15 protein-coding genes and 1 tRNA gene are annotated in these 16,295 nt (G+C 74.4%); 4 read left to right on the top strand and 12 right to left on the bottom strand.

Annotated features, from left to right (window positions below; translation table 11 throughout):
• A partial coding sequence (locus VMF70_07065) for a hypothetical protein (protein HTT67770.1) occupies positions 1–328 on the top strand: 328 nt, incomplete at its 5' end.
• A gap of 245 nt (positions 329–573) precedes the next feature.
• Here the strand turns inward: VMF70_07065 and VMF70_07060 are convergent.
• The 9 genes from VMF70_07060 to VMF70_07020 form a co-directional block, all read right to left on the bottom strand.
• The gene (locus tag VMF70_07060; GenBank protein HTT67769.1) at positions 574–1,101 is read right to left on the bottom strand and encodes a nuclear transport factor 2 family protein; all 528 of its coding nucleotides are present in this window, start codon (positions 1,099–1,101) and stop codon (positions 574–576) included.
• Positions 1,102–1,246: 145 nt separating this feature from the next.
• Positions 1,247–1,320 (bottom strand) — tRNA-Ile (locus tag VMF70_07055).
• A 79-nt stretch (positions 1,321–1,399) separates the two neighbouring features.
• Positions 1,400–2,518: a glycosyltransferase family 9 protein gene (locus tag VMF70_07050; GenBank protein ID HTT67768.1), complete on the bottom strand. Its 1,119-nt coding sequence runs from the start codon at positions 2,516–2,518 to the stop codon at positions 1,400–1,402.
• Positions 2,518–3,702 (bottom strand): glycosyltransferase family 4 protein, encoded by a 1,185-nt coding sequence (locus VMF70_07045; protein ID HTT67767.1) that lies wholly within the window; start codon positions 3,700–3,702, stop codon positions 2,518–2,520. Before VMF70_07045 ends, VMF70_07050 begins: the two co-directional genes overlap by 1 nt.
• A gap of 13 nt (positions 3,703–3,715) precedes the next feature.
• The gene (locus tag VMF70_07040) at positions 3,716–4,858 is read right to left on the bottom strand and encodes a glycosyltransferase (protein HTT67766.1); all 1,143 of its coding nucleotides are present in this window, start codon (positions 4,856–4,858) and stop codon (positions 3,716–3,718) included.
• Entirely contained in the window at positions 4,855–5,499 is a 645-nt protein-coding gene (locus VMF70_07035) for a methyltransferase domain-containing protein (GenBank protein ID HTT67765.1), read from the bottom strand. The genes VMF70_07040 and VMF70_07035 overlap by 4 nt, the downstream gene beginning before the upstream one ends.
• Positions 5,496–6,767 (bottom strand): glycosyltransferase family 4 protein, encoded by a 1,272-nt coding sequence (locus VMF70_07030; GenBank protein ID HTT67764.1) that lies wholly within the window; start codon positions 6,765–6,767, stop codon positions 5,496–5,498. The genes VMF70_07035 and VMF70_07030 overlap by 4 nt, the downstream gene beginning before the upstream one ends.
• Complete coding sequence (locus VMF70_07025) at positions 6,767–8,215, bottom strand: oligosaccharide flippase family protein (GenBank protein ID HTT67763.1); 1,449 nt, start codon at positions 8,213–8,215, stop codon at positions 6,767–6,769. Before VMF70_07025 ends, VMF70_07030 begins: the two co-directional genes overlap by 1 nt.
• Before the next feature lie 12 nt (positions 8,216–8,227).
• Positions 8,228–9,115: a class I SAM-dependent methyltransferase gene (locus tag VMF70_07020; protein ID HTT67762.1), complete on the bottom strand. Its 888-nt coding sequence runs from the start codon at positions 9,113–9,115 to the stop codon at positions 8,228–8,230.
• Between the two features lie 60 nt (positions 9,116–9,175).
• On the opposite strand from VMF70_07020, the gene VMF70_07015 reads away from it, so the two are divergent.
• Positions 9,176–10,324: a glycosyltransferase family 1 protein gene (locus VMF70_07015; GenBank protein HTT67761.1), complete on the top strand. Its 1,149-nt coding sequence runs from the start codon at positions 9,176–9,178 to the stop codon at positions 10,322–10,324.
• On the opposite strand, the gene VMF70_07010 is transcribed toward VMF70_07015, so the two are convergent.
• From VMF70_07010 to VMF70_07000, 3 genes are read right to left on the bottom strand one after another with little or no spacing between them, the layout of a single operon-like run.
• Entirely contained in the window at positions 10,321–11,337 is a 1,017-nt protein-coding gene (locus tag VMF70_07010) for a PfkB family carbohydrate kinase (protein HTT67760.1), read from the bottom strand. The genes VMF70_07015 and VMF70_07010 overlap by 4 nt on opposite strands.
• Entirely contained in the window at positions 11,334–12,458 is a 1,125-nt protein-coding gene (locus tag VMF70_07005) for an NAD(P)/FAD-dependent oxidoreductase (GenBank protein HTT67759.1), read from the bottom strand. The genes VMF70_07010 and VMF70_07005 overlap by 4 nt, the downstream gene beginning before the upstream one ends.
• A 4-nt stretch (positions 12,459–12,462) precedes the next feature.
• Entirely contained in the window at positions 12,463–14,196 is a 1,734-nt protein-coding gene (locus tag VMF70_07000; GenBank protein HTT67758.1) for a hypothetical protein, read from the bottom strand.
• Positions 14,197–14,306: 110 nt separating this feature from the next.
• Here VMF70_07000 and VMF70_06995 point away from each other — a divergent pair, with 110 nt between their 5' ends.
• Positions 14,307–15,215 (top strand): DMT family transporter, encoded by a 909-nt coding sequence (locus tag VMF70_06995; protein ID HTT67757.1) that lies wholly within the window; start codon positions 14,307–14,309, stop codon positions 15,213–15,215.
• 12 nt (positions 15,216–15,227) lie between these two features.
• Positions 15,228–16,292, top strand: a complete 1,065-nt coding sequence (locus tag VMF70_06990) for an asparaginase (protein ID HTT67756.1) — start codon at positions 15,228–15,230, stop codon at positions 16,290–16,292.
• Positions 16,293–16,295: the final 3 nt, after the last annotated feature.

Genomic DNA, 16,295 nt, shown 5'->3' with positions numbered 1-16,295 from the left:
GATGGCCGAATTCGCGCGTGAGGCTCTGGGCTGGAACGAGTGGTTCGCCTCGCAATCCGGCCGCTGTCGCGGGAATGACAGCTTCGCACGCGTTGCCGCGGTTGATCGTGACCAGCTCCTGCTGCTCGGCGCACCCGGCTTGTTTCGGGCCAAGATCTCAGGCAAGTACCACGACGCAGCGGCCGCCTCGCAGCGGCCCTGCGTTGGGGACTGGGTGTGCGTGGAGAAGTCCGGGGAAAGAGTCCGAGCACCACCATGTTGCGGCGGTTCCTGCCTGTTGCTGACAATGGGCCCTGGTGGGATCGAACCACCGACCAACGGATTATGAGAGGGGTACTGGCTCGGCACCACTCGGCACGACTCGGCACAGCTCAGCACAGCTTGGCCGTTCTTGTGCATGCGGCTCGGGACTACTCAGCACCACTTGTACCACTTGGCACTGCTCGGCACCACTCGTCACCCACGGTTTCACCCACCGCCTGTTCGGCCATTGCTCTAGAGGCCGAACCTCACGAATCAGAAGGGCCCGGCAATGTGCCGGGCCCTTCGCGTCAACGGGTGGACTGCGTCGGCCTAGTGCTTCTTCGCAGCCGGGGCTGGCATCGCCCGGCTCGTAACGCCGATATCTACGAAGGCCAGCCACTGGCCGTTCACCTTCCTGAAGGCGGTCACGGAGTTGCCCGTGTCGGGGAACATCGCCGCCATTCCCGGGGGCGCGTGCGGCCCGGGCTTGAAGGTCTCTACGTAGGTGTACCACGCCAACGCCAGCGGGCCGTTCGCCTCGACGCCAGTGACGGTGAGGGAGCATTGGTACGTCCCGTAGCTCAGGTCCTTGACGAGCTCAGCCTGAATTGCCGCCCGGCCCTTGACTGCAGGCTCGTTGGGGTACATCGCCACCGCGTCTTCGGCGTAGAACATCGCGACCGAGTCCGCCCGGCCAGCGGCCCATTCCCGGCAGAATCGGTCGAGGCCAGCCTGAAGAGCGGTCTTGGCCGAGTCCGACTCGGCTTTCATACGGGCGGCCATCTGCTCGGGGGACTCGGGCTTCGGGGCGCAAGCGGCGAGCGCGAGCAAGGTGACCGCGGCGATGCAGCGGGTCATGCCTTCCTCCTGGATTGCGGTCGCGGGCAAATGTACGCCGCGCCCAACCACTCGCCAGCCAATGGCGAGGGCCGTAGTCGGCATGCTCTCGCCGCCGCGCATGGTTGCGCCGAGAGCATACCGCTGACCGTTGTGGAAGGGAGAATGGGCCCTGGTGGGATCGAACCACCGACCAACGGATTATGAGTCCGCCGCTCTAACCATCTGAGCTAAGGGCCCGTGCCGGGCAATCTGGGGCCGCCGCCAGGGCGCGACAAGACCGGCCGGCGGCTCCGTCGCGGCGCGAACGCCGGAACGCCTACGGTGCCCGGTCGGCGCCGCTCACCCTCCCCGACGGCCCGGAGGGTCGCGACCACCGGGACCGGCTCAGCCAGCGCGCCGTCGCGTCGAACAGCCGCGCGACGCCGATGCTCTGCATGCAGTGCGGGCGCACCTCGCAGTCCTGGAGGTAGCAGCGGCGACAGGGCAGCGGCGTGACGACCTTCTCGCCGAGGCCGAACAGGTCGATCTCGGCGTCGGAGGTCGGGCCGAAGAAGGCGATGGTGCTCACGCCCTGCGACAGCGCCAGGTGCATCGCGAGCGAGTCGCTGGTCACCACGGCGTCGCACCGGCCCAGCAGCGCGGTGAACACCAGCAGGTCCGGCAGGAGCGGCGCCGCCAGCACGCCCGGCCGGTCGGCGGCGGCCACGATCCGCGCGTTGCGCACCGCCTCCTCCACGCCGCCCGTGAGGATCACCGCGGCGCCCAGCTCGTCGTGCAGCCGGGCGGCCAGCTGCGCGGTGTCGTCCTCGCCCCAGCTCTTGTACTTCCACCGCGTGCCGGCGCCGGTGTTGAGCGCGACCACCTTCGCGCGACGCTCTCCGCCGAGGTCCGTGCCGGTCTGCGCGGCGAGGTCCATCAGGACCCGGTCCGCCTCGAGGCGCGCCGCCGGCGGGATCTGCACCAGCGGCCGCTCGACCGGCCCGGCCAGGCGCAGCCCGTCGAAGAGGATCTGGCCGAAGGTGCGCGCGTTCGCCTGCTTGCGCCGGTTGGCCTCGGCGAGCCCGCCGTCCTCCTCGGAGCGCAGCAGCCCCATCCCGAACCACTCCTCGAGGTCGGGCGTGTAGCGCAGGCTGCCGTCCGCCGCGCGGTAGGCGCCGGAGAGCTGCAGCGACCTGAGCAGGCTCGCGAGGTGGCAGGCCACCCGGCTGTCGTCGAGCGAGATGACCCAGTCGAACTGGGTCTCGCGCCAGGCGCCGGGCTCGTCCGGCGTGCGCACGAAGCGCACGTCGCCGTGGTAGCCGATCAGCGGGACCGCGGCGGCGTCGGTGATCCAGGTCAGCTCCAGCGCGGGGTCGAGGCGCTTGAGCCCCGGCACCAGCGACGTGGTGCGCACGACGTCGCCCAGGGCACCGAGCTTGATCAGGGCGACGTGCATCAGCGGTGCGCCGTCCGGGACGACCAGGCCGCCAGGAGGTCCCCGGCCACGGCGGACCAGTCGTAACGCTCGAGCACCGCCGCGCGCCCGCGCCGCGCGAGCGCCGCTCGCTCGTCCGGCGCCGCGACGAGCCGCGCGAGCTGCGCCGCGAACCGTTCGGCGTCGTCGGCCAGCACGAAGCCCTCACCCTCCGACAGCTCGAGCCCGCCCACGCCCGGCGTGGTGGTCACCACGGCGCGCTCGTAGGCCAGCGCCTCGAGGATCTTGCCCCGCGTGCCGCTGCCCTGGAAGACGGGCACCACGCACAGCGCGTGGGCCGCGTAGAGCGGCGCCACGTCCTCGGGCGAATCCTCGAAGCGCACGGGGGCGCGCGCGAGCCGGCGCCGCACCTCGTCGGGGGCGCGCGAGCCGGCGATGGTGACGGCGACCCCGCGCGGCAGCAGCGGCAGCACGTGATCGAGGAACCAGTACAGCCCCTGCACGTTGGGCGCGTAGCCGAGCGACCCGAGGAGCAGCACGGCCGGCGGGGTCGGCGGCGGGGCCGGCGTGATCGCGGCCGCGTGGGTGCCGTTCCGGGTCGCGGCCCAGCGGCCGCCGGGCACGAGCTGGCGGTAGCGGGCGAGATCGGCCGCCGAGTATGCGAACGCCAGGTCGGCGCCGAGGACGGCTTCCCGCTCGAACCGCGCCAGCGAAGCGCGGTGCAGCAGCTCGACCAGCGGGCGGCCGCGGCGCACCGCCGTGGAGCCGGTCTGCCGCAGGAGGTCCGACTCCACGTTGTGGAGGGTCATCGTGCGGAGCGACCGGGGCAGGTGGCTGCGGTCCGGCAGGTACGCCGCCATCCGCAGCTCCTCGGCGTGGATCACGTCGGGGTGCCACCCGTGCATGAACTCGTGCACCCGTTGCCGGAGCGAGCTCGAGACCGGCCACTGGTGGTAGCTGCGCGTCAGCGCGTGCCAGGCGCGGAGCGGCAGGCGCTCGCGGTCGAGCGTGTGCAGCTCGACCTCGGTGCGCCCGCCCGCGTCGGCGGCGTGGTTGCGGACGATGGGCCCGTGGCCCTGGTCGAGCGCGAGCAGCCTGACCTCGACGCCGAGGCGCTGGAGCTCCGGCCAGAGGTACGCGTTGCGGACGCGCGAGCCGGTGTTCGGCGGCCACGGGTTGTCGGAGAGCAACGCCAGGACTTTCACGCGGCGCTCGCCGTCACGGAGTGGGCGCTCCGGTCAGCAGCCGCTCGAGGGGCACGACCAGCCGGTCCCAGTCGTACCGGTCCACCGCCGCGTCCCAGGCGGCCTGCCAGCCGGCGTCGAGCGACGCCAGCACCGCGGCGGCGAACTCCCCGGTCGCCGGGGCCGCGATCCGCAGGAACGGCAGGTCCTCGCCCGCGTACGCGCCGAGCGGTGTGCTCACCACCGGCTTCCGCGCGGCGGCGCAGTCGAACACCTTGATCGGCAGCATCGCGTCGGTGAGCGCGTTCCGCGCGAACGGAACCACGCCGACGTCGAACAGCGCGACGTGCGCCGGCACCTCGTCGGGGGCGACGAACCCGGTGACGGTCACGCCGGCGCCGGCGTCTCTCAGCTCGCCCGCGCGCTCGCCGCCGCCCACCACCAGGAGCTGTGCCGTCGGCCGCGCGCGCCGCACGGTGCGCCAGGTCTCGATCAGCAGTCCGGCCAGCAGCCATCCGTCGAGCCCGCCGGTGAATCCGATCACGGGCCCCGGGCCCAGCGCCAGCCGCTCGCGCAGCGACGCGGTCGGGAGCGCCACCGCGTCCCGGAACCGGCGCACCCAGGTGCCGTTGGGCACCAGCAGGGCGTCGCGGCCGAACTCCCGCTTGAGCACCTCGATCAGCACGCGCGAGGAGGCGGTCACGGCAGCCGCGCCCCGCAGCTCGCGTGCGATGAACCGCCGCACCTCGCCGGCAGCCGCGCCGCGTGAGGCCAGCTCGAGGCCCGCGACGTGGTCGTCGGGCAGATCGTACACCACGCGCACGCGCCGAAGCCGCGGTGCGCGCACCTCCCCGGTGTTCTGCGTGACCACCCCCTCCGCCCGGGCGGCGCGCGCGAATACGGCGAGCCACAGCGACTGCCAGGCGCGGGAGGCCGCGGGCCAGCGCGGCAGGGAGGGGAGCCGCCGGGCCGTGACGCCCGGGCCGAGCGGGCGGCGCGCGGTGGTGAATGCCTGGCGCAGGTGCCACAGCAGCTTGCCCGCGAGGCCGAGGCCCGACGGCTGGCGCTCGCCGTAGAGGATGGTGACGCGATGCCGCGCGCCGAGCGCGAGCGCGATGTCCGCCGCCCGGTGCCGCAGCGGCGTGTTGGGCACGGCCGGCACGACCCAGATCTTCACGGGCGCCGCGCCGTCATCACCAGGCTCTCGAAGTCGCGCGCCGCCTGCTCGTACTCCCGCGACGGGGCGACGGCGCGCGGATCCGCGAAGCCCGCGGCGCGCAGCCGCTCGGCGAGCGTCTCGGCGTCGTAGGCGTAGAGGTGCTCGCCGTCCTGCCGGAAGTGGTGGTTGAGGGCGTCGGCGCGGGTCACCGCTCCCGGCGGAAGGAACGGCGCGAACGCGCCGGCGAACGCGGCGTCGCCGTCGACGTAGGCGCGCACGTGACGGGCGAGATCCGGGACGCTGAGGCGCAGCACGCCCCCGCCGTGGAGCACCCGCCGCGCCTCCGCGAGGAAGTGCGCGGTCTCCGCCGGCCACGCGAGGTGCTCGAACAGGTGCTCCGCGTAGACCTCCCCGGCCGATCCGTCGGCGAACGGCCAGGCGCGACGCACGTCCAGCCGGAGGTCGGCGGCCGGGTGGATGTCCACGTTCACCCAGCCCGTCCGCAGCCGGTCGCCCGATCCGAGGTGCAGCCTGAGGCCGCCGCCCGTGTTCAGCGCCGCGATCGCGTGCCGCCGCGTGAGCAGCGTTCGCCGGTGCACGTAGGCCACCACCAGCTCGAGCCGGAGCCGGCGCCAGGCCGCAGCGAGCGGGCCGCTCACGCGCTCACCCGCCGCCGCGTCCGCACGATCTCGGCGAGGTGCGCCTCGACCTCGTCCACCATCCGCGCGCCGAGGAACCGCTCGCGCACGGTGGCCTTGCCGCCTTCCCGCAGCCGCTCGCGCAGCGGCGCATTTCCGAACAGAAACGCCAGCCGGTCGGCCAGGTCGCCAGCGTCGCCCGCCCGGAAGAGCAGGGCATTCCGGTCGCGTTCGAGGATCTCCGAGCTGCCGCCCGTGCCGGTGCCCACCACCACGCATCCCGCCGCCATCGCCTCGAGCTGGACGATGCCAAACGGCTCGTCGTACTCCGACGCGAACACCAGCACGTCATGCGCGCGGTAGAGCGGTAGCAGCTTCTCGCGCGGAACGGCGCCCGCCCACCGTACTTGGGCGGCCACTCCCAGCTGGTCCGCCCGGCGGCGCAGTGCCGCGACGTAGTCCAGCTGCTCTTCGGGACCGGCCACCGTGAGCGTCACCCCGCTCTCGCCTCGCCGGCGCAACGCGCCCAGCGCCTCGACGACGGTGTGCACGCCCTTGGCCTCCCACAGGCGGCCGACGAACAGGATCTCCCGTCCGCCGGCGCCGCGCGGCGCGGGCGCCTCGTCCGCGGCGCGCGCGTAGTCGCCGAACAGTCCGTAATAGACCAGCCGCTCCGTGCCTGCGGCCGTGAAGCCGCTGCGGTGCAGCAGGTCCATCATGAAGCGCGAGCCGTACTCGAGGTGGTCGAACCGCAGCGGCGCGGCCTCCGTGGCCACGCCACGGAGGCGCGCGAGGCCGGCGAACACCCGGCGCGCCGCGCGGCGCCAGCTCGGCTCGGGCCGGGGCGCGAAGATCCCCGCCCAGGGATCGAGGTCGGCCGGATCCACGAACTTCCGGAGCGGCCAGTCGCCGAACACGTAGATCACCGTCGGCACCGGCCCGTTCATCAGGCGGCTCAACACCTGGTGCGACACGCCGCCGGTGTTCCAGAGGAAGACGACGTCCGGGCGCGCCTCGGCGAGCAGCCGCTCGACCGCCGCGCGGTCGGCCGCCTGCCGGCGCGCCTCGCCGCCCAGGCCGAGCACGCCGGGCGTCGTGCCCATCCGCGAGCGCAGCACGCGGGCGACCCGCGGCTCGGCCGCGGCTCCGCTGGCCGCGCCGGCGTCGCCGGTGAGCACCCACACCGCGTGGCCGCGCGCGGCGAGCGCCTCCGCGACCTCGCGCGCGGCGACCTCGTAGCCCCCGAGGCTCACCGGCGGATACAGGTCCGAGAGGACGAGGACGCGCATCAGGCCCCGGACCGGGCGGGCGCCAGGTGCCGCAGGTCCCGCACCAGCTCGGGCCAGATGGTGCGGCGGCCGAGCAGGTACACGGCGGCCGCGGCGGCGACCGCGCCGGCGGCGCAGCCGGCGAACAGCGCCGGCCAGGGCGCCAGCGCGCCCGCCACCCAGAAGCTGGCGGCGAACGTCGCCGCGAGCGCGACGAGGGGCAGCACGACGTTGTCGAGCCAGGCGGGCCGCGCCGCCGCCGGCAGCAGCGCCCGCAGCACCACGACCAGCGGGACCGTGGCCGCCAGGTGCGCCACCGGAATGGCGACGATGCCGAGCGGGCCGGCGAGGGCGAGCGCCAGCCCGACCTCGACCGCGAGGTATGCCAGGATGATGCCGAGCGACCACAGCGCCGGCCGCACCACGCGGACCGCGGCGTCGAGCGGGATCAGCACCGCGCCGGCGGTCATGTGGAGCGCGAAGATCCGCAGCGCGAGCGTCGCCGGCAGCCAGCGGCCGCCGAAGACGGCGGTGATGACCGGCGTGGCGAGGCCGGCCAGCAGCGCGAGCGGGAAGCCGATGAGGAGCGCGTTGTAGCGGACGGCGCGCGCGAGCACCCGGCCCAGGCGCACGGCGTCGTCCTGGATCAGCGCGACCGTGGGGAAGACCACCTGGCCGATCGCGTGCGCGAGGCCGATGCCCACGCGGCTGGTCATGTCCAGGCTCCACCGCAGGTAGCCCACGCCCACCGGGCCGAACAGCGGCGTCCCCAGCCAGTTCACCATGCCGGCGTGAAAGCCGGACACGATGCCGGTGAGGTGGAGGGGCAGGCCGCTCCGGATCACCTCGCGGAGCCGGCCGAGGCGCGGGAGGGCGCGCGGGCGGACCGGATACCACCAGGCGAGGACGACCTGGCGGGCGGCCTGCGTCAGCGCGGTGGCGGCCACCAGGCCGGCCACCCCGGCACGCAGGAACCCCAGCGTGGCGAGGATCGTGATGTAGGCGACCTGCTGCACCAGGTCGAGGACTGCGAGCCGCGCGAAGTCGAGGCGGCGCTGCACCAGGACGTTGGCGCGGAGCGCCGCGGCGCCGAGCAGGGTGGGCAGGTAGAGCAGCACCGCCAGCGGGAGCCACGACGGCGCGCCCCGGACCTCGGCGCCGGCGGCGACGGCGATGACGGGGAACGCCAGCACCGCGACCCACAGCTGCAGCGACGAGGCGAGCGAAAGGTCGCCGGCGGCCGGGTCGTCCTTCTGGCGCACGAACGCCTGGGAGAGCCCGAAGTCGCCCACCAGCGCGGGAATCGAGACGACGAAGGCGAGGATGCCGAAGCGCCCGAGGTCGGCCGGCGCGTAGAGACGGGCGACGGTGATGGCGGACAGCAGCCCGAGCGGCAGCGCGAGCACCTGGCGCACGCTCGCCACGGCGGTCATCCGGGCGGCGCGGCGCTCGATCCCGGGGTCAGCCACGCCGGGGGGCGCTCATCCCGGGGTGCGCGCTCCGGGGCGCGACCTGGCCAGCAGCCATTCCATCGGTCCGGGGCGTTGCTCCGCCATGGCCAGCTCGCGGGCCAGCGGGGAGAGTCCGCGGAGCGCCGCGAACCGGCCCGGATGGCGCCGCGCGGTCCGCACGGTGTGCACCGCATGGCTGGGCCGGAACCGCTCGACGAGGGTGGAGGAGATCGTCGGATCGATGAAGTCGTGCAGCTCCACGATCACGTCGCACCCGGCCAGCCGCTCCACGACGGGCGGGGTGAAGAGCGACAGCTCGCACCCCTCGCAATCACAGACGATGAGACCGTCCGCCAGGGCGCCGAAGCGCCCGAGGTCCTCGGCGGAGACGGCGCCCCCCAGGTGCAGCCGGTCGAGGACGCCGTTGGCGCGCGCCGTCTCGCGGCAGGCGTCGAGTGCCGCCGGATCGGAGTCGTGGGCGTGCACCTGGGCGGCCGGCCACAGCAGCGCCAGCCCGACGGCGTAGTAGCCCTCGGCGCAGCCGATGTCCATCACGTGGGCGTACGGTCGGCGGCGCAGCTGCTCGAGCCAGGGGTGCAGCTCGCACTCGTAGCTGCCCACCAGCTTCGGGTACAGCATGCTGCCGAACGCGCGCGGCGCAGGGTATCGCATCCCCCGGAAGGGACCGTCGAGCACCATGCGCGCGGCGAGCGCCGGCGATCCGGCCAGCGCCGCCTCGGCCTCCCGGGTGGCGTCCAGTCTGCTGCGACGCAGCAGCTCGCCCAGCCGCACCAGCCGGGAGCCCACCACCGCCCACCACCGCGGTGAGGCCGCCGTTCTCCTCGCCACCCGGGCCGCGAACGTCCCGGGGCGGGCGCCCGGCGCAGGCGGACTCGACTCGAGCGGCTCGGCTTCCACGGGCAGTCATCGTAGGCCCTTTTGGCGGATCGCGCCAGAGCGCGCTAGCATTAGCGGCGCATGACCGCGCGCCGCGACGGCTCGCCCCTGCGAGTGGGCATCAACGCCCGGCTGCTGGCCGGCCCCGACCGGCGCGGCTTCAACCGCTACACGGCCGAGCTGGTGCGCGCGCTGGCGGCGTCGGGGCGGGTCGAGCCGGTGCTGTTCTCCGATGCGCCGATCCACCCCGTCCACGGCCTCGATCAGATTCCGCGCGTGCTGCGCTTCGTGCGCCCCCAGGCGCTGTGGCAGCACCGCTGGCTCCCCGGCGCGCTGCGGCGCGAGCACATCGAGCTGTTCCACGCGCCCGCGCACTGGGGCGTGCCGTGGCACTCGCCCTGCCCGGTGGTGGCCACGATCCACGACCTCGCCGACCGGGAGCGCCCCGAGCTCGCCGTGCACGGCGGCCTGAGGGCCGCGGCGCGCCACGAGATGGAGCAGTGGCTGGTGCTGCGGAAGACCCGGCGCATCATCGCCGTCTCGGAGTGGACGGCCGGCAGCATCGCGCGCCACCTCGGCGTCGAGCGCGAGCGGATCGCGGTGACGGTCGAGGGCGCGGCACCCGCGTTCGACCTGGCGCCCGAGCCGGCGCGCGTGTCGGCGGTGCGCGCCGAGTTCGACCTGAAGGACCCGTATTTCCTCTACGTGGGCGGGTTCGACGACCGGAAGAACCTCGGCGCCATCGTCGAGGCCCTCGGGATGCAGCCGCCGGAGCGGCGCGCGACCGTGGCGCTGGTGGGCGAGGGTGGCCCGGGGGCCGACACGCTCAGGCGCGGCGCCATCCGCTCGGGCGTGAAGGCGTGGATGCGGTTCCTCGGCGGGATGGACGACGCGCGGCTCGCGGCGCTGTACGCGGGCGCCCTGGCGCTGGTGCTGCCGTCGTGGCTGGAGGGCTTCGGCCTCCCGGTGGTGGAGGCGATGCACATGGGGACGCCGTCGCTCATCTCGACCGGCGGCTCGCTGCCGGAGATCGCGGGCGACGCCGGCCTGCCGTTCCCGCCCGACAACGCCGGCGCCCTGGCGGCCGCGATGCGGCGCCTCGCGTCGGATCGCGCGCTGCGCGAGAGCCTGGCCGCCCGGGCACGCGAGCGCGCGCCGTTCTACACCTGGCGGCGCGCCGCCGAGCAGACCGTCCGCGTGTACGAGGAGGCGCTCGGGGCGACCGCCTAGAGCACGCCTCCCCGCCGGAACATCCCGACCTCGTCGAACTGGCGCTCGAACAGGGCCCGGACCTCGTCGCGCGAGACCACCGCGACGCCCGCCTTGGCCACCTCGATGCCGGCCGCGTAGTTGGCCAGCTCGGCCGCCTCCAAGACCGTCGCCCCGGCCGCGAGCGCGGTGCCGACCCACGCGGTCACCGTGTCGCCGGCCCCCGAGACGTCGTACACCTCGCGGGCGTGGGAGCTCAGCCGCTCCACGCCGCCGCTCCGGGTCAGGAGCGCCATCCCGTGCGCGCCGAGCGTGAGGAGCAGGTTCTCCACCTCCAGGCGCTCCATGACGGCGGGCAGCGTGTCGGCGTGCTCGATGTCCAGCACGGCGCCGATGGCGGCCTCCAGCTCGCGCCGGTTCGGCTTGAAGACGGTGGCGCCCTTGTAGGCGAAGAACTGCTTGAACTTCGGGTCCACGACCGACGGGATGCCCCGCTCGCGCGCCACCCGCAGCGTGGTCTCGATGACCGGCGGCGCGAGCGCGCCCTTGTTGTAGTCCTCGAGCAGCACCGCGTCCACGTCGCGCATCGTCTTGGCCAGTCGCTTGCGCAGCGCCTCCAGGGTCTCGCCCTCGAGCAGCGCGTCCTCTTCCTCGTCGAACCGCAGCATCTGCTGCCCGCGCGCGACCACGCGCGTCTTGGACGTGGTGGGGCGCTCCGGCGTGGTGACGATGCCGTCGTCGCGGATCCCGGCCGCCACCATCTCGGTGCGGAGCTGCTCGCCGCGCCGGTCGTCGCCCACGGTGGCCACCAGCGTGACCTCCGCGCCGATGGCGGCGACGTTGGCCGCGACGTTCGCCGCGCCGCCCAGCGCGTAGCGGCGCTCCGCCACGCGCACCACCGGTACCGGCGCCTCGGGCGAGATGCGCTCGACGTCGCCGATCAGGTAGATGTCGAGCATCGCGTCGCCCACGACGACGATGCGGCGGTGCGGCATGCCCTCGAGCAGTGCGTTCAGCCGGTCGCGGGTGATCACGCGTTCTCCTCCAGCAGGTCCGCCACGGCCGTGGCGATGGCGAGGCAACAGGTTAGCCCCGGCGACTCGATGCCCACAAGGTTGATCCAGCCCGCGAGGCCGCGCCCCGACTCCTCGGCGATCACGAAGTCCCGGAACGGCTCGCCCGGGCCCTGGAGCTTGGGCCGGATCCCGGCCAGGTCGGGCGAGAGGTCCTCCGGCTCGAGGCCCTCGAGGTAGCGCGAGGCGGCGGCGAAGAACGTGTCGCGGAGCCCCGGCGAGACGCCGTAGTCCTGGACGCGCTCGGCGAGGTACTCCGCGTCGGGTCCCAGGCGCACGCCGCCCGCCAGGTCGAGCGTGACGTGGATGCCGAGGTGCGAGAGGCGCGGGGTCGGGTAGACGAGGTGGCGCACCAGGTGCGCCCGGCGCGGGTGCACCCGGAAGTAGTGCCCGCGCGCGAAGTGCAGCCGGTAGCCCGCGGCGATCGGGTCGAGCCCCGGGAGCGCGGCGACCGTGTCGGCGTCGAGGCCCGCCGCGTTCACCACCGTCCGCGCCTCGAGCGTGGTGGTCTCGCCGCCGCTCCGCGCCGCGACGCGGAAGCCGCCCCCGCGCGCCGGCTCGGCGCCGATCACCTCGTGGCGCCACGCCGCGGCGCAGCCGTGCGCCTCCGCGTCGGCCAGCAGGCTCGCCATCAGCCGGTGCGAGTCCACGATGCCGGTGTCCGGCGACCACAGGCCCCGCGTCGCACGGACGTTCGGCTCCAGGGCGCGCACCCCGGCGGCCGACAGCGGCACCAGCGACGTGACGCCGTTGGCCCCGGCCTGGCGGAGGATCTCCTCGAGCCGCGGCTCCTCGTCGGCCGTCGTGGCGACGATCAGCTTGCCGAGCCGCGCGTGCGGCACGCCGCGCTCGGCGCACCACGCGTACAGGCGGCGGCTGCCCGCCCCGCACAGCCGCGCCTTCAGGCTGCCGGCCGGGTAGTACAGGCCCGCGTGGATGACTTCGCTGTTGCGGCTGCTGGTCTCGACGCCGAAGCGCTCGTGGCGCTCGATCAGGACCACCTCGCGGCCCCGCGCCGCCAGCTCGCGAGCGCAGGCGAGCCCGACCACGCCCGCGCCGACGACGACGGCGTCCGCGTCCAAGCGCTCAGTCGCCCGGGTGGACTCGGCCCGTGTAGCGGCGGCGGATCTCGGCCCGGACGCGCCACACCCACCGGTCGCCGCGGGCGCCCGCCACGTGGTTCGCGTTCCGGACGAAGTGCCGGCCCACGTCGGCGCTGAGGTCGACGCCGGGCACGGGCGTCCAGCTGGCCTGCGCCGCCAGGCGCAGCGTGCGCTCCACCACGCCGGTGAGGAACCACAGCGAGTCGGCGTACTGGGACACCGCCGGGTAGTGGGTCCCGATCGCCCCCTGGCCCTGGCGGATGAGCGTGACCTCGCCCGCCAGGAGCGCGCGCGGGGCCGGGGCGGTGGTCACGCGCGCCGTGAGCTGGTCGTAGTCGTCGTGGCTGCGCGCCAGGCCGACGGAGTCGCTGGTGTACTGCTCCTGGTTGGCCGGCGTGCGGTAGGCGAGGTTCGTGACCCGGGTGTAGAACGCGGTCCAGCTCACGGCGCCGCGCAGGGCGCCGCCCGACGCGTTCAGCGTGAAGCCGTAGCCCGGCGGCTCACGGTCCGAGGTCTGGCGGCGGTCCACCTGGATGTCGTCGAGGTACAGCTGCCCGAACAGGCGCAGGCCCGGCCGCACCTGCCAGGTGACGTCGCCCGCCAGCAGCGAGTTGCCGGTGGTCTTGCCCTGGTACTGCGCCAGCAGCCACAGGTTGAGCGGGTTGAGGTACCACGGCTCCCAGCTGCGGTTGATCCCGCCCTCGTTGGCGTACAGCATCGCCTCGGAGAGGGAGAAGGCGAACCGGTCCGTCGGCTCCACCACCAGCCGGTGGACCGACAGGAAGCGGCGGTCGAGCGTCGAGGTCTGCGACTGGCCCACCGAGTCGGCCCACTCGGGCAGGTCGTTCAGCTCGGTGGCGACCATCTCGAGCCGCAGCCGCCGCGGCCCGAGGCGCAGGAACAGGTGATCGTAGGCGTAGGGCGCCGTGGAGAGGATCAGGCCCTCGGCATCGGGCGAGCCCCAGTTGCGGTCCACCAGGCCGAAGAACGCCTCGAAGTACTTCCACGATGCGATGACGTACGCCTCGTCGTTCCGGCCGGCGACGATCCGGTCCTTCTTGCCGATGTACTCCGGGTCGTACTTGAGCCGGTTGTCCACGCGGGGGTGGGTGACGAACGCGAAGTGCGGCAGCTCGACCGACAGCGCGAGATCGGCCTGGGCGAACGCCCGGGCCGTGTCGCCGGCCGGCCGCCAGGCCTCGCGACTCGCGTCCGACGCGCCCAGCACGCCGACGCCGCCGTCCAGCTTCCAGCGCACGGCGTCCTGCCGTTCCTCCAGCTCGCCCGCCAGGAGCCGCAGCTGGCTGCGCACCGACGCCGGGAGGCCGGCCGTATCCACCCGCGCGACGGCGCGCGCGACGTCGGCGCGCTTCAGCGGACGGGTCAGGGGGTCGAGACCCAGGAGCACGCCGGCCCGGATGAGGTGCTCCACGTAGGGCGTCACCCAGGAGCCGAGCGGGAGGTACAGGCTGCTCTCGATGCCGCCCGCGGGCTCGGCCGCCGCCGGTGGCGCCTTGCTGACCAGGGTCCGCGACGGGCCCATGGCCGCGGTGTCGGCCGTCGCCGTGGCGCCCGGCGGCGCCTTGCTGATGAGGCCCCGGGGGTGCCCCGCGGCCGCGGTGTCGGCCGGTGCCGCCGGACGGAGCGTGTCGTTCTGCGCCGTGAGCGGAGCGGCGGCGCCGAGGGCGATGAGGCAGGCGAGAAAATGGTGCCGCATGGCGGCGAATATAGGTGCGGGACCGGCGCACGCGTCAGGGGATTGGGGTTTGGGGTTTCGGGTCCCCAACCCCTAACCCCCAATCCCCAACACCGTGTTTATTCCCCTCCGTGCGATCCCGTCCCTCGCCCCTGCTCGTCATGCTCGTCGCGGTCGTGGCCATGTCCTGGGCCGCGCCGCTCATCCGGCTGTCCGGCGCCCCGCCGCTGGCGATCGCGGCCTGGCGCCTCTCCTTCGCCTCGCTGCTCCTCGCGCCGGCGTTCGCGGCCTCTCGCGGACGGATGGAGTGGTCGCGGCTCGGCCGCCCCGGGCGTCGCCTCGCCCTCCTCGCCGGCGGCCTGCTGGCGCTGCACTTCGCGTCGTGGATCACGTCGCTGCGGCTCACGAGCGTCGCCGCCTCCGCGGTCCTCGTGTCCCTGTCGCCGGTCTTCGCGTGGGGGTTCTCGCGCGTCTTCCTGCACGAGCGGCCGGGCCGGCGCCAGGCGGCGGGCATCGTGCTGGCCGTCCTGGGCGCCGTGGTCATCGCGCTCGGCGACTACCGAGCCGCCGGGCACGGCGCGCTGCTGGGCGACCTGCTGGCCCTCGTCGGCGCCGTGTGCGGCGGGGCGTACTTCGTCATCGGCCGGCGGCTCCGCGCCCACCTCGGTCTCGTGGCGTACATCGCGCCGGTGTACGCCGTCGCGGCGGTGGTGCTGCTGGCGTGGGCGGGACTCCGGGCCGAGGCGTTCGTCGCCTATCCGGCCACCGACTGGGCGATCTTCGCGGCCCTCGCCGTGGGCCCGATGCTGGTGGGACACGGCGGCCTCAACTACGCGCTGCGCTACCTGCCGGCCTACACGGTCAACGTCGCGGCGCTCGGGGAACCGGTCGGTGCCACGCTGATCGCCTGGCTGCTGCCCGCCATCGCCGAGCCGCCCGGGACGAGCGCGCTGGCGGGCGGCGCGCTCGCCCTCGCCGGGATCGCCCTGGCGCTCGGCCGCGCGGGCGGCGCCGGGGCGGAGCGCACGTCCCCCCGTTAGCTTTCGCGCCGGATGACCTCCACCATCGACACGGTCCGGGGCCGGACCGTCGAGTCCCGCCACGTCGTCTCCGCGGCCGTCGTCGACGCGGACGGACGGCTGGTGGCGCGGACCGGCGACCCCGGCCTGGTGACCTACTGGCGCTCGTGCGCCAAGCTCGTCCAGGTGCTGCCGCTCCTGACCGACGGCGCCGCGGATGCGCTCGGCGTGGGCGACGCGGAGGTCGCCGTCGCGTGCGCGTCGCACAACGGCGAGCCACGACACGTCGAGGTGGTCGAAGGCCTGCTGCGCAAGGCGGGGTGCGCGGAGGACGACCTGGCCTGCGGGCCCCACCCGTCGCTGTCGCCGGCGGTCGCCCGCGCGATGGCGGAGCGGGGCGAGAAGCCGCGACGGATCCACAGCAACTGCTCGGGCAAGCACGCCGGGATGCTCGCGTTGGCGCGGTTCCACCGCTGGCCCACGGAGAACTATCGCCGGCCCGAGCACGCCGTGCAGCAGCGCGTGCTCCAGGAGGTGGTTCTGTGGACCGGGGTCCCGGAGCCGCGCCTGGGACAGGGCACGGACGGGTGCGGCGTGGTGTCGTTCGCGCTGCCGCTCCGGAACATGGCGCTGGCGTATGCCAGGCTCGGATCACGCGCCGAGCCGACGGTTGGTGGGTCGTGGGTGGTAGGTGATGGCGCGGCCTCACCCACAACCCACCACCCACAGCCTCCCACCCGTTCTCAGGCCGCCGACCGCGTCGTGCGCGCCATCACCGCCGACCCCTTCCTCGTCGCCGGCACCGGCCGCCTGTGCACCGAGGTCGCGGCCGGCTCCGGCGGCCGCGTCGTCGCCAAGATCGGCGCGAGCGGCGTGTACTGCGCGTTGATCCCCGAGGCCAGGCTCGGCATGGCGCTGAAGGTCGAGGACGGCGACGACGAGAGCGCGCGCCTCGCGCTGCTCGCGATCCTCGATGCCCTCGCGCCGGGCGTCGTCCGCGTCCCCGAGTCCTTCCGCGCCCCGGTGCACAGGAACACGTTGGGGGAGGAGGTCGGTCACCTCGCGGCGCACGTCTCACTCGAGCGGGGAGGGCAGTGATGG

The sequence above is a fragment of the Gemmatimonadales bacterium genome, assembly GCA_035502185.1.
GTDB lineage: Bacteria > Gemmatimonadota > Gemmatimonadetes > Gemmatimonadales > JACORV01 > Fen-1245.
The sequence above is the reverse complement of the archived record's forward strand: the minus strand, read 5'-3'. Positions and strand labels throughout refer to the sequence as shown.

Coding starts and splice junctions, on each gene's coding strand:
- VMF70_07060 (HTT67769.1), bottom strand. CDS start 1,101: ATGACCCGCTGCATCGCCGCGGTCACCTTGCTCGCGCTCGCCGCTTGC.
- VMF70_07050 (HTT67768.1), bottom strand. CDS start 2,518: ATGCACGTCGCCCTGATCAAGCTCGGTGCCCTGGGCGACGTCGTGCGC.
- VMF70_07030 (HTT67764.1), bottom strand. CDS start 6,767: ATGCGCGTCCTCGTCCTCTCGGACCTGTATCCGCCGGTGAGCCTCGGG.
- VMF70_07015 (HTT67761.1), top strand. CDS start 9,176: ATGACCGCGCGCCGCGACGGCTCGCCCCTGCGAGTGGGCATCAACGCC.
- VMF70_07000 (HTT67758.1), bottom strand. CDS start 14,196: ATGCGGCACCATTTTCTCGCCTGCCTCATCGCCCTCGGCGCCGCCGCT.
- VMF70_06990 (HTT67756.1), top strand. CDS start 15,228: ATGACCTCCACCATCGACACGGTCCGGGGCCGGACCGTCGAGTCCCGC.